This window comes from Glycomyces sp. NPDC021274, from assembly GCF_040641195.1.
In the GTDB taxonomy this organism is placed as follows: Bacteria; Actinomycetota; Actinomycetes; order Mycobacteriales; family Micromonosporaceae; genus Glycomyces.
On sequence record NZ_JBFADC010000006.1, the window covers coordinates 1 to 23,516 of the forward strand.

Here is a 23,516-nt window from a genome sequence, read left to right on the forward strand (position 1 = left end):
TCGGCGACGGTTGCACAGGTCGGGTCGTCGCAGGCGGCGAAACGCTTCGTGGCGATCACGGGTGTGTTACTCCTTACGGGAACGGGACAGGGAAGGGCGAGCACGGCTACTCGCCCTGCTCGTCGCGGGCCTGCCAGCAGTCATCACAGACGCCGGAGCGGGCCTCGTCGCATGTCAGCGGGGCATCACAGCCCTCGCAGTCGCCGTATACGCCGGTGCATCCCAGGGCCGTCTCGCAGATGTGGGTCATTCGGTTCTCCTTGGTCTCGTAGCCCTCGAACAGGGCAAGGGGAAAGGGGTTAGGACTGGCCGCCGTCGAGGTCATCGGCGACGTGCTCCAGGAGCCGTGCCGAGTGCTCGTGGCCGGCGTTGCGGAGGGAGGCCGCGGCCTGCCGGTAGTAGGCGGCCGTCGCGTGGTCGAGCATCCCGGCGCCCGGGGCGGCAGCAACCTCGTCGCGGCGGGCACGGAGGCGGGCGATAGCGTCCTCGGCCGTCAGGCCGTCCAGGTCCGAGTCGAACGCGGACAGGTAGTCCACGGCTTCGCTGTAGACCTCGGGCCGGAAGACGGCCAGTGCCGTGTCGTGCGGGTTCGGGGCCGGGCGGGTGGTGGGTTCGGTCGCGTAGCGGTCGCTCATCGGGGGTTCCCTTCGTTGGTGGAGAGGTTGGCGAGGAGGTCGGCGGCGAGTTCACCGAAGTCCGTGGGTTCGGCTCCGGCGCCGGCGTGCTCCCACCACGTCGCCCACGTGTGCCCGCAGTAGCAGCGGTACGTGGCCTTCCCGGTGGACTCGTCCCACGACGTGGCTTCGTTGTCCCGGCGCAGGCAGCGCGGGCATCCGTCCTTGCGGCCGGTCATCGGGTCGCTCCGAAGTCGTCGAAGTGCGCCATGGACGCGAAGCGGGCGATGTGGAGCTGCGCGGCGACGGGGATGACACCGCGTTCGCCGTGCCGGTGCTTGGCGACGATGAGGTCGGCCTCGCCCTTGCGGACGGAGTTCTTGTCGGCGACCTCTTCGCGGTGGACGAGGATGATCACGGAGGCGTCGTTCTCCAGCGACCCGGATTCGCGGAGGTCTGAGGCCTGCGGGCGCTTGTCGGGGCGGTTCTCGGGGCCGCGGTTGAGCTGCGCGGCCACGATGATGGGGATGTCGAGCTGGGAGGCGAGGATCTTCAGCTGGCGGGAGATCTCGGAGACGGCGTTCTGCCGGTTCTCGGCCTTCGGCGGCGTGATCAGCTGCAGGTAGTCGATGAGGAGGAGCCGCAGGCCGTGGCGGCGCTTCCAACGGCGGGCGAGCGCGCCGATCGACGCGATGGTCTGCGAGGTGTTGTCGTCGACCCACAGCGGCGCGTCGGCGGACATGCCCGCGTCCTTCGCGAGCTTCATCCAGCCCTCATCGCCGGGGCGTCCAGAGTTGAGGGCCTTCAGGGGGATCGCGAGGCGGGACGCGACGATCCGGTTGTATATCTCGAACTTGCGCATCTCCAGCGTCAGCAGGAGACTCGGGAGCTTCCGGTCGAGCGCGGCGTGCGCGGCGATCTGCGCGAGGAGGGTCGACTTGCCGTGCCCGGGGCGCCCGGCGACGATGTCGAGGTCGCCGGGAAGGAGCCCGTGGATGAGTGCGTCGAGGTCGCCCAGGCCCGTGGGGATGCCGCGGTGCGTGGCAGGGTTCTCGGCTGCTTCGATCGCTTCCATGCCCTGGGTGACGAGGTCGTCCCACCGCACCGGGCCGTCGTCGGTGTCGGGGTCGTCCAGGTCGTTGAGGTGCCTGCGCAGCTCGTCGAGCATCGTGTCGGCGTCGACGGGCCGTGCGGTGACCTGAGCGGCGCGAGCGGCGAAGGTATCGAGACCGCGGCGGCGAGCCATCTCGGCGACTCGCAGGGCGTGCCAGGTCGCCGACTGAGGGGCGGGAGCCTCGGCGAACAGGTGCGCGACGTACTCGCCGCCGCCGGCCTGAACCAGGGAGCCGGTGTCCATGAGAGCGGAGACGACCGCGGCAGGGTTGACGGGCGCACCGTCGCTGTGGAGGGACCGGAGGGCGCCCCAGATGAGGCCGTGGCGGACGTTTTCGAAGTCGTCGGTGTTCAGGGTGATCTCGTCGATGAGGTCGCTGTTCAGCATGCAGGCGCCGATGACGGCGGCTTCGGCACCGTGATCGGTGTTGGTGGGGCGGCGTGGTGCCGCAGCTTCCTTGTCGGGCTGGGTTTCGAGGTCGGCCCACATGTCGGTGTCGGTCATTGCATCCTCCGGTCGGGTCCGTTGAGCACGACGGTGCGGCACATGCCGAACAGTCGGGAGGGGATGCGGGGGTCCATGCGCTCGGCCATGTCGGTCGGGCCGAGGTTCGAGGTGAAGATCGTCGGGAGGAGGTCGTCCCAGCGGGTGTTCACGAGGTCTTCGACGACTCCGGAGTTCCACGAGGTGATGTGGGTGGCGCCGAGGTCGTCCAGGACGAGAAGTCGGGCGGTGAAGAACCGGTCGACGCCGTCGCCGCCGGGGCGCGCCGCGGCGAGGAGCCGCGCGTGCGTGGTGGCCGCGATCTGGGGGATGATGCCGCGCGCCGCCAGGCCCCGGGCGGTGTACTCGAGGGCGGCGTAGGCGTTCCCGGTCTTGCCGGTGCCGATCTCCCCACCGAGGAGGAGCGAGTCGGTCCCGCCGGCGATGATCGAGTCTGCCCAGGCGGTGATGTCGGGGTGCTCGATCCGGTAGCCGCGGTACCGGGCGGGAACGTGCTCGGGGAGGACGTGCTCGACTTGTTCGAGCCGGAGCGCGGCCATGTCGGCGAGGTGCACGGAGGTCGGTTCGTCGTTGTCAGGGCTGGTCATGAGGTTCCCTTCTTGGTCCATGCGTTCAGGGATTCGGCGCTGGAGACGGCCCGAGAATCACCGGACGGCCGGGCGCGGTGGGTTTTCTCCCACTCGGCAACGGCCTTCATCCGCAGCTTCAGGAACTGCTTGCGGAAGGTCGGCATCGACAGGATGTTGGTGTGCCAGAAGTCGTCCGCCTGGCACCAGTCGATGAGTTTCAGCGCCTTGTCGAGCTCGCGCTTGTCGGTGTCCAGCAGGAGTCGCGCTGACCGCTTCCACTCTTCGGAGATTTCCGGGCGTTCGCCGGAGTTCTTCTCGATGTGGTCCGCGAGGCGGGTGCACAGCTGATCGACGTCGTTGCGTTGCGGCTCGGTCTTCTTGGCGCGCTTCTTCGGTTTCGTCTTCGGCTTCTCCTGGTCGGCGGCGGCAGCCGTGGACGAAGAGTCCTGTTGAACCGTTGAACTAAGAACTCCCGTAGGGAGTTCTTTATTGTGTCCAGCTCCTGGACTATCCGAGTCCAGCTCCTGGACTATGGATGGTCCGGCTCCTGGACCATCATTCGCATCAGATAGTCCAGCTCCTGAACTGTCCTGTCCGGATTCAGCCTGTTCAAGCGGTCCAACTCCTGGACCGTCGTGACCAGTTTTGGCCGGTTTGGATAGTCCAGCTCCTGGACTATCCAGCTCCTGAACTAGTCCAGCTCCTGGACTTGACGCGGTCGCTTCGTCCTTTCGTGGCTTGCGCGCGTGCTTCTCGTGCTTCAGCTCCGGCGGCAAATCGAAGCTGCCGATGGCGAGGCGGTACTGGGTGCGGCGCCCGCGGTTGAGTGCATCGGCGACCGAAGGGCGCTCACGCACCAGCCAGCCGGTCGCCTCAAGTCCGTTGAGGTACTGCGCGACCGTGGAGCGGCCCAGGCAGGTCGAGCCGGCCAGGTCCGTGAGCGAGGGCGTGAACTGCGCGGGGATCACGGCGTCCTTGGCATGGGCACGCATCAGCAGGTCCCACATGACCGTCTTGGCGGGCGCCTTCATCGGGACCTTCCGAAGCTGATCAGCGATCTCAAACTTCAGGTCCTTCTCGTCGGACTCAGATCCCAACGCACACCTCCTCTCCAGAACCAGCCCGAGTGCAACATGATGTCTCACTATACTGCCACATGATGAGGCAACGCAATGTGCCAGTCTTCACGCCACCTTCCGTGGCAAGCCCGTGATGCGGCATACTGGTGTCATGACCACCGAGGAGACCGACGAGGCCCAGCAGCTCGCCGCCTTGGCGAGGAAGTTCCGAGCCGCCGAAAGCACCACCGAGCAGCGACGCATCGAACTTGCCGCCGCGATCCGCGCTGCGGCCGGCCGATCCGAGCCGCCCAAGCGACTCGGCCCGACCGCGATTGCGCGCCTCACCGGTTACACCCGTGAGCAAGTGCGCCGGATCGCCAACGGCCAGTAGTCCCTTCACGCCGCACCCGCCAGGCCCGGGAGCATCCCGGCAGCCGCAGGAACGAACGGTCGCACCCGGATCACAGCGCCCGGCCGGTCGAGCGCGTCGGCCTCGGCGGATCCCGCGTAGACCTTCCCGGAAGCCTCATACCGAACCACCAGGGCGTCGTCCTTCCAGACGATGCCCGTCATCGCGTCCTCAGTGGCCCGCACCAACTTCGAGAAGTCCGGGGTGGTGGCCGGGGCGACCGGCGCCGAGTCACGCAGCAGGTGGGCGTACTTCCCAGTGCGGAAGTGCGACTTCGGACGGGCAATCGTGAACACCATGCAGGCCACCAAAGGCCCGTCGAGCGGCTCACGGATGCCGAGGGCGCGCGCCGCGGCGGCGACCTCGGCCCGCCACGGCTTCACACGTTTCGACATCTCGACCAGCGCCACTTTGCCGGTGAACACCTTCGCCCCGGCCTTACCCTTGTAGATCGCATACGCCTGCTTCGACCCCTGCGGGGCGGGCACGCCGTACACGGTGAACTCGACCTCAGCCACGACGCACCGCCGGGTCCTTCGGGCAGCAGATGCTGACCTCCTGGTAGTGCTCGTACAGGTCAAGGCACACGACGCACACCTGCAGGTCGCTGTCAGCGTCGGTCCACTCGTAGTCGGCGCGGTCGAGGCTGAGCCCGCAGAACGTCGTGAAGAAGTCGCAGCAGCATGCGAAGTGGTCGAGCGCCACGGCGGCGTAGGCCAATCCAGGGCGCGAGAACGACTCAACGGTCACGGTGGGCCTCCTCATTCGCGAGCTCGAGCAGGACGTCGGCGTGGCACGGGCTCGACAACGGGCACCAGCACATGAGGTCACGGCCGGCCAGGAGCGGCACGAGATCAGAGCAGCGGTTCGCCGACCCGAGCAACCACTTCCGGTACAGCTGCACAGCGTGTGCGGCGTCGCGGACGTACACCGGCTTCGGCGAGTACGACTCGACGGGCGGAGTCACGGTCTCGCCGACCACGAACGGGTTCCCCCAGCGGCCAGGGCGGCCGACGTACACCGGCCGCCGCCCCTGCGGGTCCAATGGGGCCCGCCAGTTTGCCGTCATGCGCCGCTGCACGCGCTGCGGCGGCCTAGTCAGGGTGGTCATGCTGCTGCCTCCCAAAGGGTCTGCTGGCGCGCGGCTGGCGCAGTGAGCGCAGCCGCGGGGTAGATGCCGGCGAGGTAGTCACGAACGGGGGCCTGCCAGTCGAGGCCAAGGCACGCGCCGATGACGGCGGCGGCAACGGGCGGCGCGACGACATCGGCGGCTTGAAGGAACTGCCGCGACCGGGAGCCCTGCCACGGGTAGTCGGAGGGGAAGCCGACGAGGAGCCCGGCTTCGGCGGTTGTGAGGCGGGCGCCGTCGCTGACGCGCTGCCACGTGCGGGCCTTCTCGGTAAGACACCAGGACGGACCATCGGCGCTGAACTCGTTGCCGCCGCTGGTTTTGCGGTTCCCGCGCGTGTTGACCCGCTCCCCGGCGGGCCAGCCGAGGACGTCGGCCATGGACGGTGTGCTGAACGCGGCACCGGTCTGTGGCACGAGCTCGGCGGGCGGGGCCCACCTGCCGGTGACCCAACCGGAGCGGATCGGCAAGCCGTCGAGGACGGGCGGCCAGTGCCGCGAGGCGAGCAGGAACGTCCGTGCCCGGCGGGAGGCGACGCCGAGATCTTCGGCGGCGACGGTGACGACGACGGCGTGGTCGAAGTCCCCGACGGCGGCGAGCTCGGCGCCGATCTCCTGCCAGATTCGGCCGGCGGCGGGGACCTGTTCGCATACGAGCCACTGGAGGTGCGGCAGCCGCAGTGCGAACCGCAGGGCCTCGGTGACCAGGGCGGAGCGCGGGTCCTGGACGGACGCCGCGGCGGCGCGCCATGCGGCGTCAGCGCCGACGTGCGTGGCCTGGCTGTTGCCGAGGAGGGTGAGCGCGTCGAGGATGCGGGGCATGTCATCGCGGCCGGTGCGGCGCCCGGCCGCCGAGAACGTCGGGCACGGCGGGGTGATGACCGCACCGGTAACCCCGCGCATCGACTCGGGGTCGAGGTCGGTCACGCTCGCGCGAGTCCGCGCGTACCCGGCGGCGGCCGCGGTGGCGCAAGCGTCGGCGTCGAGGTCCCAGCCATGCACGTCGAGGCCGAGGAGCGCGGCGCCAGCGTCGGCACCTCCGGGGCCGGCGAAGAGACTGATCGTCTTCATGCCGCCCTCCCGTCGTCTCGGGGCTGGTAGTCCGTGCACGCGGGCCACTTCCGGCGGCAGTCGGTGCCGGTCGAGTTCGATATCCGTGGCGCGAACGTGACGCGGCCGCGCTCGTCGCGGTCGGCGGCGAACGTGCACTTGGAGAACGTCTTGGTGCGGTAGCCGTCGCCGACGGGCAGGCCGACGCGGGCCAGGTGCTTGCAGCTGCCGCACGTGCCGGTCCCCGAGGGGGCCAGGCGGATCAGGCGCGGCATCGCGCCGACGCCGGACAGCGGGTGCATGCCGGCGTCGATGCGGGCCTGCTGCCGCTGCCCGAGCGTGTACGGCTTCGCGGTGACCGGGTTCATCTTCGGCCCGATCTCAACGAACAGGGGCTCCTCGACGTAGGTCATGCCGCAACCGCCCCGGCCATGTTCTTGGCCCTGCTGCGCTCGCTCCGGCACTTCTTGCAGTTACGTCGACCGTCGTGGACGTAGGTGTTCTCGGGGGTGAACTCGTGGTTGTTCTTGCAGTGCGTCTTCGACGCGTTCGAGGGGCCAGCCAGACCACGCGGCTTTCGGCCCTGCCGGGGCTTCCGCCCGTTCTTGAGGGCCGTGCGCTGCGTCGGGCTGAGGCCGCCCCGGATGCCGAACCGGTCCTCGGTTTCGAGGGCGTCGCGCAAGCAGGCCTCGGCGACCGGGCAGTCCCGGCAGACACGGCGGGCCTTCCAAGCGTTCTCGTCCTGCATCGATTCCGGGTGGAAGATGTTCGGGTCCATACCCAGGCATGCCGCCTGTGCTCTCCAGTCGGTCATCGTGTCGCCGCCTTCCATCCGCCTTCGTCGTCGAGGAGCACCAGGCCACGCCAGGTCCTCACGGGCGCAGTGGTCTCGTCGTCCCAGGACTTCACCGACCAGCCGGCCTCGTACGCCTTCGTCGGATTGCTGTGAATGTCGCCATGACATTCCGTAGTCCCAGTCCCACAGACATCCAGCCCGTTGGAGGCCGTCCAGCGGCCACCCTGCGAGCGGTTCTTGCGGTGCTGGAAGTTCGTCGCACGCCGGAGCCCGCAGACCTCGCAAATCCCGCCGGAGCGCTCGCGCACGAGTTGGCGCGCCTTCCTCTCATTCGTGTTCATGGCGCGTCACCAGCCCGGTTCATCGACGATCTCGGCGTCGACCGGCTCGGCCTTCGGCGCCATCGCCTTCCGGATCGCCGCCCCCTTCGCCTCGAACTCGCCCCGGAGCTCATCGGTGATGGCGCCAGCGTTCCCGGCTTCCTCCCACAGGTCGGTGAGCGCGGGGATCGTGGTAACGGCGAGGAGCAGCGCGGAGTAGTCCGGCCCGGCGGCGATCGCGACGCGGGAACGGTTATCGATCGCCTCGGCGCGGCGGGCGGCGGCCATCTCCGGGACCTTCCCCGACAGGAGCTCGGCGGGCGTGAACTCGGCGATGTCCAGGACGGGGACCGCGAAGTTGAACGTCTTCCCTCCACGGGTGACGGTCCGCTGGTCGAGAATGAGCTTGCCGGGGATCAGGCCCTTGGCCTCGGCGAGGATGCGCGCGACGGAGGGCAGCTCCACGGCGGCGTAGAACGAGCCCGTGTCGACCCTCCACACCCCGATCCCGGGGACCTCCTCGAGGAGCACGCGGATGCGGGTGTGCATCTTGCAGTCCCGCTCCTGCGGGTCGGGGTCGCACATGCACGAGCTGCCGGAGATCCGTTCGGTCTGCCCGTCGCATCGGCGCAGGCATCCGCCCTTGGACCACATTTCGAACCACTGCGACTCGGAGGGGTCCTGCGGGGGCACCATCACCGGGACCTCCGTAGAAGTCGTGATGACCTGCCACTGGCCGTTGCCCTTCGGCGGCGACCAGGGCTCGACCTTCCCGCCGTACAGCTCGGCGACCTTCTCGATGAGGTCCCGGCGGGGGGAGGTGAAGCGGAGCGTGTCGAGCTTCGCGGGCCGCTGTCCTCCGGTGGAGGTGGCGAGCTTGACGCCGAGGCGGATCCGTCCGACTTCGGTCTGCTGCTGCTGGAGTCCGATGATCACTTCGTGGTCTCCTTCGTCTTGGGGAGTTGCGCGGGCCGGGAGAGCACGTCCCCGAGCGGGGCGGTGACGCCTTCGGCCATGCGGAGGGTGTGGATGAACTTCGCCTGGTTGAGCGGGTTGATGTGGGCTTCGCGCATCTTCACGCCGCCCTCGGCTTCGGGTCGGATGTGCAGGATCAGGCCCGAGTCCACGGCGGGCGTCGGGATCTCGCTGCCGTCCTCCAGGACCGCGGTCTCGCACAGCGAATAGCCGTTGATCTGCCAGGCATGGGTGCGGTCGATCGACTTCGAGGTCTTCTTGTCGACCAAGAGGACCTTGTGCCGCAGGTGCTCCAGGGTCTTCGGGAGCACGGAGTCGTCCCCGAATCGCATGAGGTTGTCGAGCGTTCCGGCGTGCCCCCACTTGCGGGAGACGACGGTCATCTCGGCGGCGATGATCTCGGGCTGCGCGCGGTCGGCCCAGTCCACGTACGCGTCGAAGAACGGCTTGGCGTCGTCGTCGACGGTGCCGCCGGGGCCGAACTTCTCGCGGTGCTCGGCAGCCTCGTGGAGTTTCGAGCCGCGGTCGCCGGCGGCGTCGCGGTAGACGTTGTGCCGGTCGGCCAGCCACGTGGTGACGCAGTCGCGGCACAGGCCGCACGCGTTGTCGCCCTTGGTGTTGCAAGAGGGCGTGTCAGCGGCGATGAAGACCCGTTCGGCGTTGTCGAGCGCGGCTTCGGCGGCGAGGCGTGCAGCCCACCCGGTCAGGTGGGGCTTGGCGATGTACGACAGGACCGTGGTGACGGAGATGAACCGCTCCCCGGTGTTGAGCACGTAGTAGCGGGACCCGGCGGCGTCCGTGTCGGCGAAGAACGGTTCGGTCACGACGGAACCTCCGCCCCCGTGAACGGGCGCATCGGCCAGGACCGGTCGACGGTCTCGTCTTTGCCCTCGCGCCGGAGCCACTGCTCGAAGCCCTCCGCCCATTCGAAGTGCTTCTCCGCCTGGTAGACCTGCAGCGCGGGCAGGCTCATCTCGGCGATCTTCGGGAACGTCGAGGCGGTCTTGTAGGCGACACGAGCCGCGGCCAGGCAGTCGCCGGCGGCGGTGTGCGCGTCCTCATCCGACAACGGCACGTTGTAGAACGCGGACAAGGCCCCGAGCTTCCGCGCGCCCTTGCCCTTCCGGCGCGGCACGACCACCTTGTCGAGGACGAGCGGGTCGATCACGAACAACTCGGCGTCGGCGTTCGCGACCCGCTCCTGAACCGTCGGCAGGCCGTACCGGCGGCACTCCCGGTCGAGAACGGTCAAGTCGTAGGGGGCGTTGAAGATGACCAGGGGGATCCCGGCGACCGCGGCGTGTGTGAGGCTGTCGGTGATCGCCTTGACCCCGCCCGCCGCATCGACACCTTTCTCCCTGGCGATCTCGGTTGTGACGCCGTGGATGTCGCTGGCCTTCGTCGGGATCTGCACGCCCGGGTCGAGCAGCCACTCCACGGACTCGACCGGGAGGCCCGGCCGGATCGTCACCACAGCGGAGGTGACGATCCGGGCGGTCTCCACATCGACACCAGTGGTCTCGGTGTCCCACGCACACATCGGGCCCAGCGCCCACGAACGCCCGCTCATCGACGCTCCTCCGCCCAGGACTCGATGTGCCCGTCGACGCCGAGGTCGTCGTAGACGACGCCAGCGACGATCTGGTCGACCAGAACGTCCGCGATCGCTTCGACCGAGTTCTCCAGCCGCTCCGGGACACGGGGCGTGAGGTGGTCGATGAACGAGGCCTGCAAGCCCCGCTCGAGCAGGATGGAGCGGCGCTTCTCAGCGGCCAGGAGGCTCTCGGCGGTGGCCAGGCGCGCGCGGAGCTGCGCGGCTTCGTCGGCCTGCTGCTCGTTGGTCGTGGTGTGCCAGTTGCGCGGGAGGGTGTCCATTAGAACGGCACCACCTTCGAGTAGTCCTTGCCCGGCTTGGGCATCGCGTAGGCCTGGTGGTGCTCGATCGCGGCGGCGGCGGCCGTGGTGGTCGGGTATTCGCCGTTCACCACGAGGAACGCGGCGAGCGCGACGCGGGCGTCGGCGGCGGCCTTCGCACGCTTCTTGTTGCGCGGCGCGGCGTCGGCTTCCTCGGCGGCGAGGAGGTAGTCGCAAAGGAGGTTGCGCCGGCGCTCGGCGCGGATCTTCCGCTTCTCACGGGCGAGCTCGGCGTTGTCGATCGCGTCGAACATGGCGGCGGTTTGCTGCGGAGTCAGGATGTCGGTCATGGCTACTTGGCCCCGTTCTTGCCGTGCAGCGTCTCGGGTCCGTACTCGCCGGAGCGGATTCGGTTGCGCATGTCGGTGAGGTAGCCGAACGCGCCGTCGTACGAGTCGAGCGGGACGCCTTCGCTCCAGTCCTGGGACCTGTCGTGCTTGTAGTCCTCGGACAGCGACTCAAGCGAGCCGGTCACCCCGGCAGCGGCGAGAGTCGGGTAGAGGGCCCGCACCATCTCGCGGGCCTCCCTGGCGAACTGAGAGCCGTCGATGTGCGCTGCGTCAACACCCAAGGGGCGGACTGTGGCGCAGTACAGCCCGGCAAGGAGCTCGGCGGCGGCTTGCTCGGCGATGTTGATCGGGTGGTAGGTCATGACTGCTTGGTCTCCTCGGTCTCGGTGCGGGGCTGGGTGATCTGCTCGGGTGCCAGGCGGGGGGTGTGCTTGCGGCCCCCCCGGCGGCCAGGACGGCGACGCGTCGGGGCGGCAATGGCTACTTGCCCGCCCCGACGACGCCCTTGCCAAGTTCCGCAAGGAAGGTGGTGGCGACGGTGATGGCGGTGGCCATGAGGACCACCAGGACCGATGACCAGTAGCCGATCGTCGGCATCATCGGGAGCCATTCGCCGTGGACGACCCCGACGAGGAGCATGAGCAGCCATGCCTCGACGAAGATTGAGGCCGGGATCAGAGGGATCAGGAGGAGGTAGCGCATGAGGTTCCTTTCAGGTGGTGGCGGGCCGGGCCTGGGACGCGGCCCGCCGGATCAGGTCTGGGAAGCCGCGCGCTCGGCGCGGCGGATCGAACGGCGGACCCGAAGCGGCAACGGCCGCTTGAGGTCCCGCTCGAGGGCTTCGAGGAAAATCGCTTCGGTGCGCGGCATGCCCGGGTCGAACTCGCCGTCGACCGGGAGCCCGGCGGCCAGCGCCGCCTGCAGCCCCTGCAGCGCTTCGGACAGGCCCTGGGCGTCGCCGCGGGCGGCCGCCAGGCGCTCCTCCGCGAGCAGCGCCTGGCGGCGGTACCGCCACATGGCCGCCAGGTAGCCAAGGCCGACCATGCACGCGGTGAAAACGACGAACCCGATGAGCAGCACCATCACCGTTCACCTCCCGGCGCGGTCCGCCAGTGGTCGAACTCAGCGGCCGTCGCGGCATCCGAGCCCGCGCGGTCGGCTTCGGAGAGGTGCCCGTCAAGGGCCTGCGCCGCGGCGACCAGACCCCGCAGATTGGACTGGATCTCAGCCCGGACGACCGGGTTCGCGCGGCCAGCCATGAGCCGCTGCACCCAATCCGAGTGCTCAATCAGCTCAGCCATGAGGCCCGCAGCCTGCTCGGCCTCGGCCTCGTCAGCGACGGGCTCCGGTGTCCGCAGTGCTCGGCGCAGCCGAATGGTGTCGTCGCTCATGACCTGCCCGCTTCCATTGCACGGACCTCGTTGCACACGTGCCCGTTGCCGGGGCGGAGGTCGTAGATGGGGAGGTTCGGTTCGCGACGCCAGTGCGCGGCTACGACCTCGAATCGGTGGCGCCCGCAGGAGAAGTCGGCGGCGTCGCCGTTCCCGACCCGGTGCTCCGCCTCGACGACGCAGTCGAAGACATCAGCGATGACGACTTGCCGCGGCTCAGCGGCCGGGCGGAAGAACTCGGGGGCGGAGGGTCCGGTCTGGTTGGGGAGCATCGCGACCATCACGACCGCCCGACCTTCGACCCGGACTTGCCGCCCTGGTCAGTGGTGGAACGGGAGTCTGAGGCCGGCGTCGTCGTGCCGCGGTCGATAATCGGCGCCGGGTTCCAGTGACCCCGGTTCGGGTTGGTTGAGTTCGTCATCGGGCACCGCCCGCCCGGACCTCGTTCATGTCGATGTCGCCCGCGTCGGAGGGGACGTCGTCCTCTTCGTCCACGAGCAGCGAGATCATCGGCCGACGGCCCTGGTGCCCGCACTCCATCGACTGCGACCCGCGAGCGGCCCGCACCGGCACCATGCCGAAGCTGGCCTCCAGCTCCGCCGCGAATTCGTCCGCGTGCCGCAGGCAAGACCACAGGAATACCAGATCGGACCCGCTGGTAACGGCCATCGTGACCGCCGCCTGGGCTTCGCAGGCTTCCTCGTAGTCGTCGTGCTTCGAGAAGCACGCGCTCGAGCAGCAGCCGGAGCCGCCGCCGTCTTCGGAGTTCGTGCAGCCGTCTGACGCGCACTGCTCGGGCTCGTCGAGGACGGCGCGGATCAGCGCATCCGTGTACTCGGCCAGCGAGGTGTACTCGCCGGGGAGCATGATCGTGCGCGGCCGGTAGTCGCCGGTCTTGCGGGTGCGGATCGCGACCTGCTCGTTGGGGGACTCCCACGCGTTCGCGTCCGCGTGCATGTAGGAGGTGCCGACCGACGGGAGCATGACGATCCCGCGCGCCCGCAGCGCCTCAGCAACCGCGACCAGGTCCGAGACCTCGTGGTCGATCGAGTAAACGAAGCTGACCAGAGCCTGTTGCTGCGGCTCGGTCCCTTCTGTAGTCTTCTCTTCCATGGGCACTCCTTCAGGTCTTGCCCTGTCGAAGCCCTGGCCCTGTCCGGCCGGGGCTTCCTTGTCGTGCGTCTCCGGGTGTCGATCCCGGCACTGCCCCACTGGGGGAGAAGCAGGGGTGGTTGTGGTGGGCTGGCCCCGCACCCCTCAGGCGGAGCCAGCCCTGGTGGTCAGGCCCGAAGGCCCTCCCGTTCCCCTCCCGCGCCACCCCTCGTCACGCGGTCGGGAAGATCTACGCGGCCTTGACGTGCTCGGCGGCTTTCGCCTTTTCGCGAGCGGCGAGACGTTCGGCGGCCTTGGGAAGTTCGAGGCGCATCATGGCGACGATGCGACGCTCGACCTCGGGGGATAGGGCCGGATACGAGTCCACATCGGTCTCGCGGGCGGGGGCGCCCACCATGCCCGGGTAGGTTGTCGCGGATTCACTCGCTTTCATCGCGGGACTCCTCCTTCGCGAGGGGGAAGAGGCGCGTATAGGCCCTAATCCCAAACAGCTGTCGACATGCGTTGGCGAAGCGAAGCCCTGGGTGTCGCTGCCCGGTGCGAACGCGGTAGACCGTTGTCCCCTCGACGCCGAGCGCGCGGGCGCGCTCGGCGTCAGTGGTGAGCTGCTTGCCGTCGCATAGCTCGTTGAAGAGCTCTCGGTTGAAAAACGGCTCGGAATCAATCGGCATAGGGAGAACCATACACTCCTGCCTGTCCGCAGGCAAGTAAGCCGAAAGGTTGACAGTGCGGGGTACTTTCAGGGAGAGTACTGCCTACAGGCAGACAACCAGAGGAGTGAAGATGCCGCTGACAGCAATGGCGAGCAGCAGAACGTCATCTGAACCACTTGCCCGCAGGCAGATGCCAGGAATGCTGAAGTCAGATACGGTCCTGCCTATGAGCAGGCAGGAGCGCCGCGCACGATGGCCCTACCAGGATTTCAGCAGCCTCCTGGATCGGAAGATGATCCAGGCGGGCATCCCGCTGACGAGCAAGGGCAGGCCGAACACGATGGTCTTTGAGGACATCACCGGAATCGGCAGCGACCGTGTCTCCCGATGGCGGAGTGGATACCAGCAACCCACCATCGACAGCCTCCGCGATGTCGCCAACGCGCTCGCGCCCCGCACCGGCGACGATCCGGCACATCTGCAATGGGAGCTGGAGATCGCCGCGGGCAGGCGCTCCCGAGTAGAGCAACGGGAACCGTCGTCGGTGTCCCGCGCAGGGCCCGACCTCGACCTGATCATCCGGCGCATCAAACTCCGTCTCGATCAGAAGCCTCCGACACCGGAGCGGCAGGAACTCGAGCTGAAGCTTGTGCGGGCCCGGCGCGCGCGCGACGCGAAGCGGCTCGCTGACGAACTCATTGCTGAGATCGAGACGGAACTGGACCGGACGACGGACGAAGGATCCTGACAGGTTCACCTGATCGTGTGACCGCGCGACACGTTTACCCCACGAGGTCGGTTGCGACCCAGCAGTATTCAAATCGGTGAACGAACGGGCTATTGATTGTCAGCTATCCGACACGTAGCGTTCCCTTTACGGTGCTGGCACACTCACATTCACATAGGCCCAACGGAGCGCCGCCGATGACCGAACAGGAACCGACCGCCAAGCCATTCCCTACCAAGAAGTTCATTCTCAGCGCGCTGCCGGCACTCGGCGCGACCATCTTCATCCTCATCCACCTGCGAGACGCGGTCGTCCCCCACGTCTACCAGTCCGTCCTCATGAACGCCTGGCTCGGGCTGCTCTGCGGCACACTGGCGTACTGGTTGTACCTCGCGCTCTTCCGCGTCGCCGACCGCATCTGCGACAAATTCGACGCCCGCCACGATGCAATCGTCAAGCTGATCGAAGCCCACACCGAAGCCAGCGCACGAGACTTCAGGCTGGCGATGGCGAAGCTCGGCAAGGCATGTAAGCGCGTCGAAACGATCGAGCGCCAGAACAAGGAGATGGCAGAGGAGATCGCGCACCTACGCGGGCTCCTCATCGAGTCCGACCCGAGCTCGCTCACCGGTCCGGCACCGTTCTCCTAGGAAAGCAGCGACCCCGGGCCAGTGGGGACCGGCCCGGGGTCGTTCTTTCGTGATATCAACTCTCAGACGGTGCCCACCGCCGCCATTCATGCCCCACTCGCTCCGGATCGAACTGGCGCGTCCCGCGGATTCCCCGCTTGAGCTTGAGCTCGGAGAACAGCGACCGGATGACGTCCCGCCGGCCTGAGACCGGGAACCCGGCCCACATCTCGCGGACCAGGGCCTCTGCCGTCGCTCGGTCTGACGCCCCCAGCATGCCGGTGAACGTCCTGAGAATGGGCGGGATGCCGATGTTGCGCGCCGCGGCTTCGGCTGCTTCGATCTGCGAGGTGAGCTCCAGCTTCCGCTCACCGTATTGATCGAGGGTCAAGATCTTCCGCTTGTACCCCTCATACGCCTCATCGAGCGTTGCTCGGAGCGCATCCGCCTCGGCCTGGGCGATGATCACCACCGCGTCATCTTGTACGACTGCTTGCGACAGCAGGTCGGGTTGGCTGAGGCGATGCACGACCATGTCGGTGATGTAGTCGTCAACCCAGTCCTGCCGCACCGACACGCACCCGCTCTTGCCGGTCGCTGCGCCGCCGGCGTCCAAGCCGGAGCAGTGGTAGCGCGGGCTCTGTTTCTTCAAGGGCTGGTGGGCGATTACGGCCCCACATTCGCCGCAGGTCATGAAACGCGTCAACAAGTGGACTGCCTTCCCAGGGCTCTGGCTAGCGTGAGCGTTCGAGCGTTCGTTCATCACGCGCTGCGCAGCCCAATACAGCATCGGCAGCGTCTCGGACAGGGGCGGCCACTGCGCGTCTAGGAGCTCATTGGAATGCGGGTCGCGGCGCTTCCCAATGTGCGCGGGGTTCTTGAGCGTGCGGCGAAGGGCCTCGGTCGACCACTTAGCGCCGCGGCGCAGGACAGGAACTCTTCGGGGGTCATCCTGGGGGAGGTCGATGCGCGAGTTCAGATCGCGCATGATCGCGGTCAGCGCTTCACCACCGGCCACGAACCGTTCGAAGATCTCGACGACGACCCTGCTCTCCTGCGGCTCGGGGATCTGGCGGAGGAGATCACCGGTGTCCGGGTCGTACTCTCGCTTGTGGCCGTAGCAGAGAGGCCCGTCGGGGCGGCCGAGCTCTCGAATCGCCTTCTTGTCGCGCTTGTTGCGCAGCGAGGTCTTCGCCGACTCCATCTCGGCGTCCACGCCCTCATCCGCAAGGGTCTTCCAGTCCCGAGGGTTGCGGACATCGTAGGTGCGCCCGTGTGTGACCACCCGGATCGGCACGGCCAGATCGCGGCACAGGGCGAGAAACTGGAGCCACTCGACGCTTTCACGGGACCCGCGCGAGGACTCCCAGAAGACCACGAAGTTGATCTTCCCGTCCTCGACATCGCGAACGAACCGGGGCCAGTCGACGCGGACCACCGTCGAGTGGCGGGAGGCCGGCATGTTGTTGTCGTGGTCGTAGACCTCTTTGATGAGCACTGGGCGGCCTTCATGGCTGCCGAGCTCTGCAATGTCGATACGGGCGTCGCTGACCTGCTGGTCGACGGAGGCTCGCTCGCGGAGCATGCGCTTCCGCGTGTCCTTGGAAACCCGGGCGTAGATGCCTGCCTGCCACGCTGCGAGCAGAAGATCACTCATAGCCCTAAATATAGTTGGCCCGCACGACCACGGGGGAAGTCGTGCGGGTTGTGGAAAGCATAGCGCTCCGACATTTCGCAGCAACGGATTGAATACGCGCGGCGTGTCACGCTCCTGGGCAAATACCGCGTTATCGTTTGCCGGGCCGGCGTTGTGGCAGTGTAGACCCCCTGCGCCGCAAGGGGTTCGGCGTGAACTGTCGGGTTCCCGACAAATGGCGGTGCGCGAGCGCCGCGCGGGTCCGTGCGGCCCCCTGCCATCCTCGAACGGGCGAATTAGTATCGACAGGACCAGAACGAACGCGCTTGAAGGAGCCGACATGGGATCAGCCGAGGCCGACCGTTCCGACCGCGCCGCCGGGAACACCACCCCGGCGGAGAACGCCGCCCTCCTCGAGAAGGCGCTGTTCGAGATCAAGAAGGTCATCGTCGGCCAGGACGCCCTCGTCGAGCGCATGTTCGCCGCGCTGCTGGCCCGCGGCCACTGCCTCATCGAAGGCGTGCCCGGCGTCGCCAAGACCCTCGCGGTCGAGACCATGGCCCGCGTCGTGGGCGCGGACTTCCAGCGCATCCAGTTCACCCCCGACCTCGTCCCCGCCGACATCGTGGGCACGCGCATCTACCGCCAGTCCAGCGAGACCTTCGACGTCGAGCTCGGCCCGGTCTACACCAACTTCGTGCTCGCCGACGAGATCAACCGCGCCCCCGCCAAGGTCCAGTCCGCGATGCTCGAGGTCATGGCCGAGGGCCGCATCTCCATCGGCGGCCAGACCCACGTACTCCCCAAGCCGTTCCTGGTCATGGCCACCCAGAACCCGATCGAGCAGGAAGGCGTGTACCCGCTGCCCGAGGCGCAGCGCGACCGCTTCCTCTTCAAGGTCAACGTCGGCTACCCCACGGACGCCGAGGAGCGCGAGATCGTCTTCCGCATGGGCGTCGACTCGCCCGTGCCCGACCGCATCCTCGACACCGACGACCTCCTGCGCCTCCAGCAGGCCTCCGACGGCGTGTTCATCCACAACGCCCTCGTCGATTACGCCGTGCGCATCGTCATGGCCACCCGCAACCCCGCCGCCGCCGGACTCGGCGGCATCGCCCGCCACATCCAGTACGGGGCCAGCCCCCGCGCCTCCCTCGGCCTCATCCGCGCCACCCGCGCCATCGCGCTCCTGCGCGGCCGCGACTACGCCCTGCCGCAGGACCTGGACGACATCGCACCCGATGTCCTGCGCCACCGCCTCGTGCTCTCCTACGACGCCATGGCCGACGGCGTGGTCACCGACCAGCTCGTGGGCCAGCTCCTCGCAGCCGTCCCCGCCCCCACCGTGAGTCCCCGCCAGGACGCCGCGCCGCGGAGCGCAGAGCCGTATCGGCCGGAGTCGTACCAGCCGCAGCAGCCGGGCGCCTGGTGAGGACCACGGCACCCGTGGAACACGACCTGCGCGCCCTCGACCGGCTGCAGCTCAACGTCACCCGCCGCCTCGACGGGCTCCTGCACGGCGACTACCTGGGCCTGCTGCCCGGCGCCGGCTCCGAGCCCGGCGAGGCCCGCGAGTACCGGGCAGGAGACGACGTGCGCCGCATGGACTGGCCCGTCACCGCCCGCACCACCGTCCCGCACGTCCGCACCACCATCGCCGACCGCGAACTCGAGACCTGGCTCGCCGTCGACCTCTCACCGAGCCTCGACTTCGGCACCGTCGGCATGCTCAAGCGCGAACTCGCCGAAGGCGCCGTCGCCGCCTTCGCCTACCTCGCCGGACGCGGCGGCAACCGCATCGGCGCGGTCGTCACCGAAGGCGGCCCCGCGAAGGCCATCCCGCCGCGCCCCGGCCGCGGCGGCGCCCGCTCGCTCCTGCGCACCGTCACCGCCCTGCCGCGCGGTGAAGGCGCCGGCGACCTCGCCGAACTCATCGACAAGACCCGCCGCCACGCCCGCCGCCGCGGCCTCGCCATCGTCATCTCCGACTTCCTGGAGGACGAAGAGCACCCGAGCGACTGGTCCCGCGAACTGCGCCGACTCGCCGTGCGCCAGCAGGTCCTCTGCGTCGAGATCCTCGACCCGGCCGAGCTCGCGCTCCCCGACGTCGGCGTCCTCGACCTGATGGACCCCGAGACCGGTGCCACGGTCGAAGTCCAGACCGGCAACGCGCGCTTCCGGGCCCGCTACGCCGAGGCCGCCGCCGAGCAGCGCCGCCGCATCGCCGAGGGCATCCGCTCCGGCGGCGCGGGCCACCTGCGCCTCTCCACCGGCTCTGACTGGCTGCGCGACATCGCCGCGTTCATCGCCCAGCGCCGCCACCTCGCCGCCTACCGCTAGCCGAGCCCGCCCTGAGCATCCGAACACCGCGCCGCTGAACACCGCGCCTGCAAACGACACCAAGGAGAACCGTTGATCCGCCTGCTCGAACCGATGTGGCTCCTGGCGCTCATCCCCGTCGCCGCGCTCGCCGCGGTCTACGTCTGGGCCCAGTTCGCCCGCAAGCGGATCGCCGTCAGGTTCGCCAACGCCTCGCTCCTGGCGAAGCTCGTGCCGAAGGTCCCCGGCTGGCGCCGCCACTTCCCGGCCGGGCTCCTGGTCATCGCGCTGGCGGTCCTGGTGGGCGGCATGACCCGCCCCGCCGTCGACGTCGACGAGCCCCAGGAACGGGCCACGATCATCCTCGCCATCGACGTCTCACTGTCCATGATGTCCGAAGACGTGTCCCCGAACCGGATGGACGCCGCCAAGGCGGCGGCCGCCGACTTCGTCAACGACCTGCCCGAGCAGTACAACGTCGGGCTCGTCTCCTTCGCCGGGTTCGCCTCCGTGACCGTGCCGCCCACCAAGGACCACGCGAGCGTCGCCACCGCGATCAACGGCCTCACCATGGCCGAGGCCACCGCCACCGGCGAAGCCGTCTTCGCGTCCCTCCAGGCGATCCAGCAGGTCCCCGCCGACGCGTCCGGCACGCTCCCGCCCGCCCGCGTCCTGCTCATGTCCGACGGCTACCGCACCGCCGGACGCACCGTGGAGGAGGCCACCGAGGCCGCCGCCGCCGCGAACATCCCCGTCTCCACGGTCGCGTTCGGCACCGACGAAGGCGTGATCGAACTCGACCAGGAACTCGTCTCGGTCCCCGTCGACCGCCAGGCCCTCGCCGAACTCGCCGAAGGCACCGGCGGCAACTTCTACGAGGCCTTCAGCGCCGAGCAGCTCCGCTCGGTCTACGAGGACATGGAGTCCTCGCTCGCGCACCAGACCGTCGCGCGGGACATCTCCCAGTGGTTCATCGGCACCGCCATGGTCCTGCTGTTCGCAGCCGCAGGGCTCAGCCTCGCCTGGACCTCCCGCCTCACCTAGGGCCCGGGCCCGCCCTGAGGCGGATGCCACACGGTCCGTGAAGGCCCCTTCGCCACTGCAAGGGCCCGTCGCTACGATCGTCGGTGGCTTCGTACAAAGAAACTTGAGGAGTTCGAACAATGGCGCGCACGGTCCTCGTCACCGGAGGCAATCGCGGGATCGGTCTCGCTATCGCCCAAGCCTTCGCGGCCCAGGGCGACAACGTCGCCGTCACCCACCGCGGCACCGGCGCCCCCGACGGCCTCTACGGCGTCCAGTGCGACATCACCGACACCGCCTCGGTCGACGCCGCGTTCACCGACGTCGAAGGCAAGTTCGGCCCCGTCGAGATCCTCGTCGCCAACGCCGGCATCACCGACGACACCCTCCTCCTCCGCATGAGCGACGAGCAGTTCGAGCGGGTCGTCGACACGAACCTCAAGGGCGCGTGGCGGGTCGCCAAGCGCGCCTCCTCGAAGATGCTGCGCGCCAAGTTCGGCCGCATGATCTTCATCTCCTCGGTCGTCGGCCTCTACGGCAACGCCGGGCAGACCAACTACGCCGCGTCCAAGGCCGGCCTGGTCGGCCTCAGCCGCTCGATCACCCGCGAACTCGGCTCCCGCAACATCACCGCGAACGTCGTCGCGCCCGGATTCGTCCAGACCGACATGACCGACGCGCTCCCCGAGGCGCAGCGCAAGGCCTACCTGGACTCCATCCCCGCCAAGCGCTTCGCCACCGCCGCGGAGATCGCCGGCGCCGTCACCTGGCTCGCGGGCGACAACGCCGGCTACGTCAACGGCGCGGTCATCCCCGTCGACGGCGGCCTCGGCATGGGCCACTAGCCCCCACAACGGGCCCCATATTTGCAAGCACGAATAACGACGGAGGAACAGATGACTGGATTCTTGGACGGCAAACGACTGCTCGTCACCGGGGTGATCACCGAGCAGTCCCTCGGCTTCGGCGTGGCCAAGTACGCGCAGGAGCAGGGCGCCGAAGTGGTCCTCACCGGCTTCGGGCGCATGTCCCTGGTCGAGCGGATCGCCAAGAAGCTCCCCACCCCGGCCCCCGTCATCGAGCTCGACGCCACCGACCCCGAGCAGCTCGCCGGCCTCGAGGCGAAGGTCCGCGAGCACGTGGACGGCATCGACGGCGTCCTGCACGCCATCGCCTACGCCCCGCCGTCGGCGCTCGGCGGGAACTTCCTCAACACCCCGTGGGAGGACGTCGCGACCGCACTCCAGGTCTCGACCTTCTCCTACAAGGCCCTCGCCATGGCCTGCCTGCCGCTGATGGGGAACGGAGGCTCCATCGTCGGCCTCACCTTCGACGCCAGCCAGGCCTGGCCCGTCTACGACTGGATGGGCGTCGCCAAGGCCGGACTCGAGTCCGCCAACCGCTACCTCGCGCGCGACCTGGGCCCCAAGGGCATCCGCGTCAACCTCGTGTCCGCGGGCCCGCAGCGCACCATGGCCGCCAAGTCCATCCCCGGCTTCGAGGCCTTCGAGGAGGCCTGGACCAAGCGCGCCCCGCTCGGCTGGTCCCTCACGGACTCCGAGCCGGTCGCCAAGGCCTGCGCGGCGCTCCTGTCCGACCTCTTCCCGGCCACCAGCGGCGAGATCCTGCACGTCGACGGCGGCTTCCACGCCGTCGGGGTCGAGCGCACCGAACAGTAGCGGAGCCGCCATGAGCATGAATGGCTATGACGCCGTCCTCCTCGTCTCGTTCGGCGGTCCCGAAGGCCCTGGCGACGTGCTGCCGTTCCTGCGCAACGTCACCCGCGGCCGCGGCATCCCCGACGAGCGCCTCGCCGAGGTCGCCGAGCACTACTACCACTTCGGCGGGATCTCGCCGATCAACCAGTGGTGCCGCGAGGTCCTCGAGGCCCTCCGCCAGGAGTTCCGCGTCGGCGGCATCGACCTGCCGATCTACTGGGGCAACCGCAACTGGCCCCCGATGCTCGTCGACGCCGTCACCCAGATGACCGGCGACGGCGTCAAGCGCGCCCTCGCCCTGTGCACCAGCGCCTACGGCTCGTACTCCTCGTGCCGCCAGTACGTGGAGGACATCAACGCCGCGCGCGCCGCCATCGGCGACACCGCGCCGGTGATCGACAAGGTCCGGCACTTCTTCGACCACCCGGGCTTCGTCGGCGGCTTCGCCGCGCAGCTCCAGCGGAGCCTGGGCCGGATCGAGGACCAGTCGAAGACCCGCGTGGTCTTCACGGCGCACTCGATCCCGAGCGTCGCCGAGGAGTGCTCGGGCCCCGAAGGCGCCCGCTACTCCGACCAGGTCGCCGAGGCCGCCGCGCTCGTCGCCGGGCAGGCCGGCTGGACCGGGCCGATCGACGTCGTCTGGCAGTCCCGCTCGGGCCCGCCGTCGATGCCGTGGCTCGCGCCCGACATCAACGACCACCTCAAGACGATCGCCGCCGAAGGCGTCGACACCGTCGTGGTCAGCCCCGTCGGCTTCCTCTCCGACCACATCGAAGTGCTGTGGGACCTCGACAACGAGGCCAAGGACACCGCCGCCGAACTGGGCCTGCGCTACCTCCGGGCCGGCACGCCCGAGGTCCCCGACATCGTCGGCATGTTCCGCGACCTCGTCGCCGAACGCGTCCAGGGCGCGCCCCTGCGCCGCCTCGGCAAGCTCCCGGTCTGGGACCCCACGGTCGAGGGCTGCTGCCCCGCCCGCAGGCCCCCGGCCCCCGAGAAGCACCGGGGCCGCTGAAGCGCCCGAACCGCTGCGAACCACCGGGCCCGCGTCCTCACCAGGACGCGGGCCCGGCCCGTAATCACCGCTGGACGCCACCGCATGACATGCTTGAGAGGTGGAACCCGTCTTCTATTGGATCATCGCCGCTGTGATCCTCGGCGCCATCGAGCTCTTCACCGGCACCCTGGTCCTCGCCATGGTCGGCGTCGGCGCGGTGCTCGCGGGCATCGGCGCCTCCCTCGGCGCACCCTTCTGGCTCCAGGCCGTGCTCTTCGGGGCCGGCTCCGTGGCCTCCATCTTCGGCCTGCGCCCCTTCCTCAAGCAGGCCCTCGAAAGCGACTCCGGCAGCGACAAGACCCCCCGCTCGTTCGGCACCCGCGCCATCGAAGGCGCCGAAGCCCGCGTCATCGAGAAGGTCGACCGCTCCGGCGGCCTCGTCGAGATCGCCGGCGACAACTGGACCGCCTTCCCCCTCGAGCCCGACCAGGAGCTGGAACCCGGCGACCGCGTGACAGTGGTAGAAATCAAAGGAGCCACCGTCATCGTCTGGAAGCAGAGCTGAC

37 protein-coding genes are annotated in these 23,516 nt (G+C 68.9%); 10 read left to right on the top strand and 27 right to left on the bottom strand.

The features are described from left to right. Window positions 1-106: 106 nt before the first annotated feature. Genes AB0I03_RS14970 through AB0I03_RS14995 form a run of 6 tightly spaced genes read right to left on the bottom strand, consistent with a single transcriptional unit; the run spans window position 107 to window position 3,898 of the window. A complete protein-coding gene (locus AB0I03_RS14970; protein WP_360412239.1) occupies window positions 107-250 on the bottom strand; it encodes a hypothetical protein in 144 nt (47 codons plus the stop codon). A gap of 49 nt (window positions 251-299) precedes the next feature. Next, window positions 300-635: a hypothetical protein gene (locus AB0I03_RS14975; protein ID WP_360412242.1), complete on the bottom strand. Its 336-nt coding sequence runs from the start codon at window positions 633-635 to the stop codon at window positions 300-302. Continuing rightward, window positions 632-853 carry a hypothetical protein gene (locus AB0I03_RS14980; protein WP_360412245.1) on the bottom strand — a complete coding sequence of 74 codons (222 nt, stop codon included), beginning with the start codon at window positions 851-853 and terminating at the stop codon, window positions 632-634. Before AB0I03_RS14980 ends, AB0I03_RS14975 begins: the two co-directional genes overlap by 4 nt. Then, window positions 850-2,232 (bottom strand): replicative DNA helicase, encoded by a 1,383-nt coding sequence (locus AB0I03_RS14985; protein ID WP_360412248.1) that lies wholly within the window; start codon window positions 2,230-2,232, stop codon window positions 850-852. Before AB0I03_RS14985 ends, AB0I03_RS14980 begins: the two co-directional genes overlap by 4 nt. Beyond that, entirely contained in the window at window positions 2,229-2,819 is a 591-nt protein-coding gene (locus AB0I03_RS14990; protein WP_360412251.1) for a hypothetical protein, read from the bottom strand. The genes AB0I03_RS14985 and AB0I03_RS14990 overlap by 4 nt, the downstream gene beginning before the upstream one ends. Next, window positions 2,816-3,898 (bottom strand): hypothetical protein, encoded by a 1,083-nt coding sequence (locus tag AB0I03_RS14995; RefSeq protein WP_360412254.1) that lies wholly within the window; start codon window positions 3,896-3,898, stop codon window positions 2,816-2,818. The genes AB0I03_RS14990 and AB0I03_RS14995 overlap by 4 nt, the downstream gene beginning before the upstream one ends. Window positions 3,899-4,031: 133 nt before the next feature. On the opposite strand from AB0I03_RS14995, the gene AB0I03_RS15000 reads away from it, so the two are divergent. Beyond that, window positions 4,032-4,253, top strand: a complete 222-nt coding sequence (locus AB0I03_RS15000; protein WP_360412257.1) for a hypothetical protein — start codon at window positions 4,032-4,034, stop codon at window positions 4,251-4,253. Window positions 4,254-4,258: 5 nt separating this feature from the next. Here the strand turns inward: AB0I03_RS15000 and AB0I03_RS15005 are convergent, their stop codons facing one another. The 20 genes from AB0I03_RS15005 to AB0I03_RS15100 form a co-directional block, all read right to left on the bottom strand. Continuing rightward, window positions 4,259-4,759 (bottom strand): RusA family crossover junction endodeoxyribonuclease, encoded by a 501-nt coding sequence (locus AB0I03_RS15005; RefSeq protein WP_360412260.1) that lies wholly within the window; start codon window positions 4,757-4,759, stop codon window positions 4,259-4,261. A gap of 22 nt (window positions 4,760-4,781) precedes the next feature. Beyond that, a complete protein-coding gene (locus tag AB0I03_RS15010; protein ID WP_360412263.1) occupies window positions 4,782-5,021 on the bottom strand; it encodes a hypothetical protein in 240 nt (79 codons plus the stop codon). Beyond that, the gene (locus AB0I03_RS15015) at window positions 5,011-5,382 is read right to left on the bottom strand and encodes a DUF4326 domain-containing protein (RefSeq protein ID WP_360412265.1); all 372 of its coding nucleotides are present in this window, start codon (window positions 5,380-5,382) and stop codon (window positions 5,011-5,013) included. The genes AB0I03_RS15010 and AB0I03_RS15015 overlap by 11 nt, the downstream gene beginning before the upstream one ends. Continuing rightward, window positions 5,379-6,470, bottom strand: a complete 1,092-nt coding sequence (locus AB0I03_RS15020) for a DNA cytosine methyltransferase (RefSeq protein WP_360412268.1) — start codon at window positions 6,468-6,470, stop codon at window positions 5,379-5,381. Before AB0I03_RS15020 ends, AB0I03_RS15015 begins: the two co-directional genes overlap by 4 nt. Next, a complete protein-coding gene (locus AB0I03_RS15025; RefSeq protein ID WP_360412271.1) occupies window positions 6,467-6,862 on the bottom strand; it encodes a hypothetical protein in 396 nt (131 codons plus the stop codon). The genes AB0I03_RS15020 and AB0I03_RS15025 overlap by 4 nt, the downstream gene beginning before the upstream one ends. After that, window positions 6,859-7,281 (bottom strand): WhiB family transcriptional regulator, encoded by a 423-nt coding sequence (locus tag AB0I03_RS15030; RefSeq protein ID WP_360412274.1) that lies wholly within the window; start codon window positions 7,279-7,281, stop codon window positions 6,859-6,861. Before AB0I03_RS15030 ends, AB0I03_RS15025 begins: the two co-directional genes overlap by 4 nt. Beyond that, on the bottom strand, window positions 7,260-7,586 hold the full coding sequence (locus tag AB0I03_RS15035; RefSeq protein WP_360412277.1) for an HNH endonuclease: 327 nt from the start codon (window positions 7,584-7,586) through the stop codon (window positions 7,260-7,262). The genes AB0I03_RS15030 and AB0I03_RS15035 overlap by 22 nt, the downstream gene beginning before the upstream one ends. A 6-nt stretch (window positions 7,587-7,592) precedes the next feature. After that, window positions 7,593-8,501: a hypothetical protein gene (locus AB0I03_RS15040; RefSeq protein WP_360412280.1), complete on the bottom strand. Its 909-nt coding sequence runs from the start codon at window positions 8,499-8,501 to the stop codon at window positions 7,593-7,595. Then, entirely contained in the window at window positions 8,498-9,364 is an 867-nt protein-coding gene (locus AB0I03_RS15045; RefSeq protein WP_360412283.1) for a hypothetical protein, read from the bottom strand. Before AB0I03_RS15045 ends, AB0I03_RS15040 begins: the two co-directional genes overlap by 4 nt. After that, complete coding sequence (locus AB0I03_RS15050) at window positions 9,361-10,110, bottom strand: exonuclease domain-containing protein (RefSeq protein WP_360412286.1); 750 nt, start codon at window positions 10,108-10,110, stop codon at window positions 9,361-9,363. The genes AB0I03_RS15045 and AB0I03_RS15050 overlap by 4 nt, the downstream gene beginning before the upstream one ends. Next, window positions 10,107-10,415 carry a hypothetical protein gene (locus AB0I03_RS15055; RefSeq protein ID WP_360412289.1) on the bottom strand — a complete coding sequence of 103 codons (309 nt, stop codon included), beginning with the start codon at window positions 10,413-10,415 and terminating at the stop codon, window positions 10,107-10,109. The genes AB0I03_RS15050 and AB0I03_RS15055 overlap by 4 nt, the downstream gene beginning before the upstream one ends. Then, window positions 10,415-10,744 (bottom strand): hypothetical protein, encoded by a 330-nt coding sequence (locus tag AB0I03_RS15060; RefSeq protein WP_360412292.1) that lies wholly within the window; start codon window positions 10,742-10,744, stop codon window positions 10,415-10,417. The genes AB0I03_RS15055 and AB0I03_RS15060 overlap by 1 nt, the downstream gene beginning before the upstream one ends. A gap of 2 nt (window positions 10,745-10,746) precedes the next feature. Further along, window positions 10,747-11,106, bottom strand: a complete 360-nt coding sequence (locus AB0I03_RS15065) for a hypothetical protein (RefSeq protein ID WP_360412295.1) — start codon at window positions 11,104-11,106, stop codon at window positions 10,747-10,749. A 118-nt stretch (window positions 11,107-11,224) separates the two neighbouring features. Next, window positions 11,225-11,446 (bottom strand): hypothetical protein, encoded by a 222-nt coding sequence (locus AB0I03_RS15070; protein ID WP_360412298.1) that lies wholly within the window; start codon window positions 11,444-11,446, stop codon window positions 11,225-11,227. 51 nt (window positions 11,447-11,497) lie between these two features. Further along, window positions 11,498-11,827, bottom strand: a complete 330-nt coding sequence (locus AB0I03_RS15075) for a hypothetical protein (protein ID WP_360412301.1) — start codon at window positions 11,825-11,827, stop codon at window positions 11,498-11,500. Beyond that, entirely contained in the window at window positions 11,827-12,135 is a 309-nt protein-coding gene (locus AB0I03_RS15080) for a hypothetical protein (protein ID WP_360412304.1), read from the bottom strand. The genes AB0I03_RS15075 and AB0I03_RS15080 overlap by 1 nt, the downstream gene beginning before the upstream one ends. Continuing rightward, window positions 12,132-12,419 carry a hypothetical protein gene (locus AB0I03_RS15085; protein WP_360412307.1) on the bottom strand — a complete coding sequence of 96 codons (288 nt, stop codon included), beginning with the start codon at window positions 12,417-12,419 and terminating at the stop codon, window positions 12,132-12,134. Before AB0I03_RS15085 ends, AB0I03_RS15080 begins: the two co-directional genes overlap by 4 nt. 133 nt (window positions 12,420-12,552) lie before the next feature. Then, window positions 12,553-13,248: a hypothetical protein gene (locus AB0I03_RS15090; RefSeq protein ID WP_360412310.1), complete on the bottom strand. Its 696-nt coding sequence runs from the start codon at window positions 13,246-13,248 to the stop codon at window positions 12,553-12,555. A gap of 229 nt (window positions 13,249-13,477) precedes the next feature. Beyond that, window positions 13,478-13,681, bottom strand: a complete 204-nt coding sequence (locus AB0I03_RS15095) for a hypothetical protein (protein ID WP_360412313.1) — start codon at window positions 13,679-13,681, stop codon at window positions 13,478-13,480. Next, entirely contained in the window at window positions 13,668-13,919 is a 252-nt protein-coding gene (locus AB0I03_RS15100; protein WP_360412316.1) for a hypothetical protein, read from the bottom strand. The genes AB0I03_RS15095 and AB0I03_RS15100 overlap by 14 nt, the downstream gene beginning before the upstream one ends. 208 nt (window positions 13,920-14,127) lie before the next feature. Between AB0I03_RS15100 and AB0I03_RS15105 the strand changes: the two genes are divergently transcribed. Beyond that, window positions 14,128-14,649: a hypothetical protein gene (locus AB0I03_RS15105; RefSeq protein ID WP_360412319.1), complete on the top strand. Its 522-nt coding sequence runs from the start codon at window positions 14,128-14,130 to the stop codon at window positions 14,647-14,649. 176 nt (window positions 14,650-14,825) lie between these two features. Beyond that, window positions 14,826-15,278 carry a hypothetical protein gene (locus AB0I03_RS15110; protein ID WP_360412322.1) on the top strand — a complete coding sequence of 151 codons (453 nt, stop codon included), beginning with the start codon at window positions 14,826-14,828 and terminating at the stop codon, window positions 15,276-15,278. Between the two features lie 55 nt (window positions 15,279-15,333). On the opposite strand, the gene AB0I03_RS15115 is transcribed toward AB0I03_RS15110, so the two are convergent. Beyond that, window positions 15,334-16,914 (bottom strand): recombinase family protein, encoded by a 1,581-nt coding sequence (locus AB0I03_RS15115; RefSeq protein ID WP_360412325.1) that lies wholly within the window; start codon window positions 16,912-16,914, stop codon window positions 15,334-15,336. A 319-nt stretch (window positions 16,915-17,233) separates the two neighbouring features. Between AB0I03_RS15115 and AB0I03_RS15120 the strand changes: the two genes are divergently transcribed. From AB0I03_RS15120 to AB0I03_RS15150, 7 genes are all read left to right on the top strand, one after another. Then, window positions 17,234-18,325: a MoxR family ATPase gene (locus tag AB0I03_RS15120; protein WP_360412328.1), complete on the top strand. Its 1,092-nt coding sequence runs from the start codon at window positions 17,234-17,236 to the stop codon at window positions 18,323-18,325. A 14-nt stretch (window positions 18,326-18,339) separates the two neighbouring features. Next, window positions 18,340-19,233: a DUF58 domain-containing protein gene (locus tag AB0I03_RS15125; RefSeq protein ID WP_360412331.1), complete on the top strand. Its 894-nt coding sequence runs from the start codon at window positions 18,340-18,342 to the stop codon at window positions 19,231-19,233. 72 nt (window positions 19,234-19,305) lie between these two features. Further along, window positions 19,306-20,256 carry a VWA domain-containing protein gene (locus AB0I03_RS15130; protein WP_360412334.1) on the top strand — a complete coding sequence of 317 codons (951 nt, stop codon included), beginning with the start codon at window positions 19,306-19,308 and terminating at the stop codon, window positions 20,254-20,256. Window positions 20,257-20,375: 119 nt separating this feature from the next. Continuing rightward, window positions 20,376-21,080 (top strand): beta-ketoacyl-ACP reductase, encoded by a 705-nt coding sequence (locus tag AB0I03_RS15135; RefSeq protein ID WP_360412337.1) that lies wholly within the window; start codon window positions 20,376-20,378, stop codon window positions 21,078-21,080. Window positions 21,081-21,131: 51 nt separating this feature from the next. Next, on the top strand, window positions 21,132-21,914 hold the full coding sequence (fabI, locus tag AB0I03_RS15140) for an enoyl-ACP reductase FabI (protein ID WP_360412340.1): 783 nt from the start codon (window positions 21,132-21,134) through the stop codon (window positions 21,912-21,914). 16 nt (window positions 21,915-21,930) lie between these two features. Next, window positions 21,931-22,968 carry a ferrochelatase gene (locus AB0I03_RS15145; RefSeq protein WP_360413069.1) on the top strand — a complete coding sequence of 346 codons (1,038 nt, stop codon included), beginning with the start codon at window positions 21,931-21,933 and terminating at the stop codon, window positions 22,966-22,968. 100 nt (window positions 22,969-23,068) lie between these two features. Beyond that, the gene (locus tag AB0I03_RS15150; RefSeq protein WP_360412343.1) at window positions 23,069-23,515 is read left to right on the top strand and encodes an NfeD family protein; all 447 of its coding nucleotides are present in this window, start codon (window positions 23,069-23,071) and stop codon (window positions 23,513-23,515) included. Window position 23,516 lies beyond the last annotated feature (1 nt).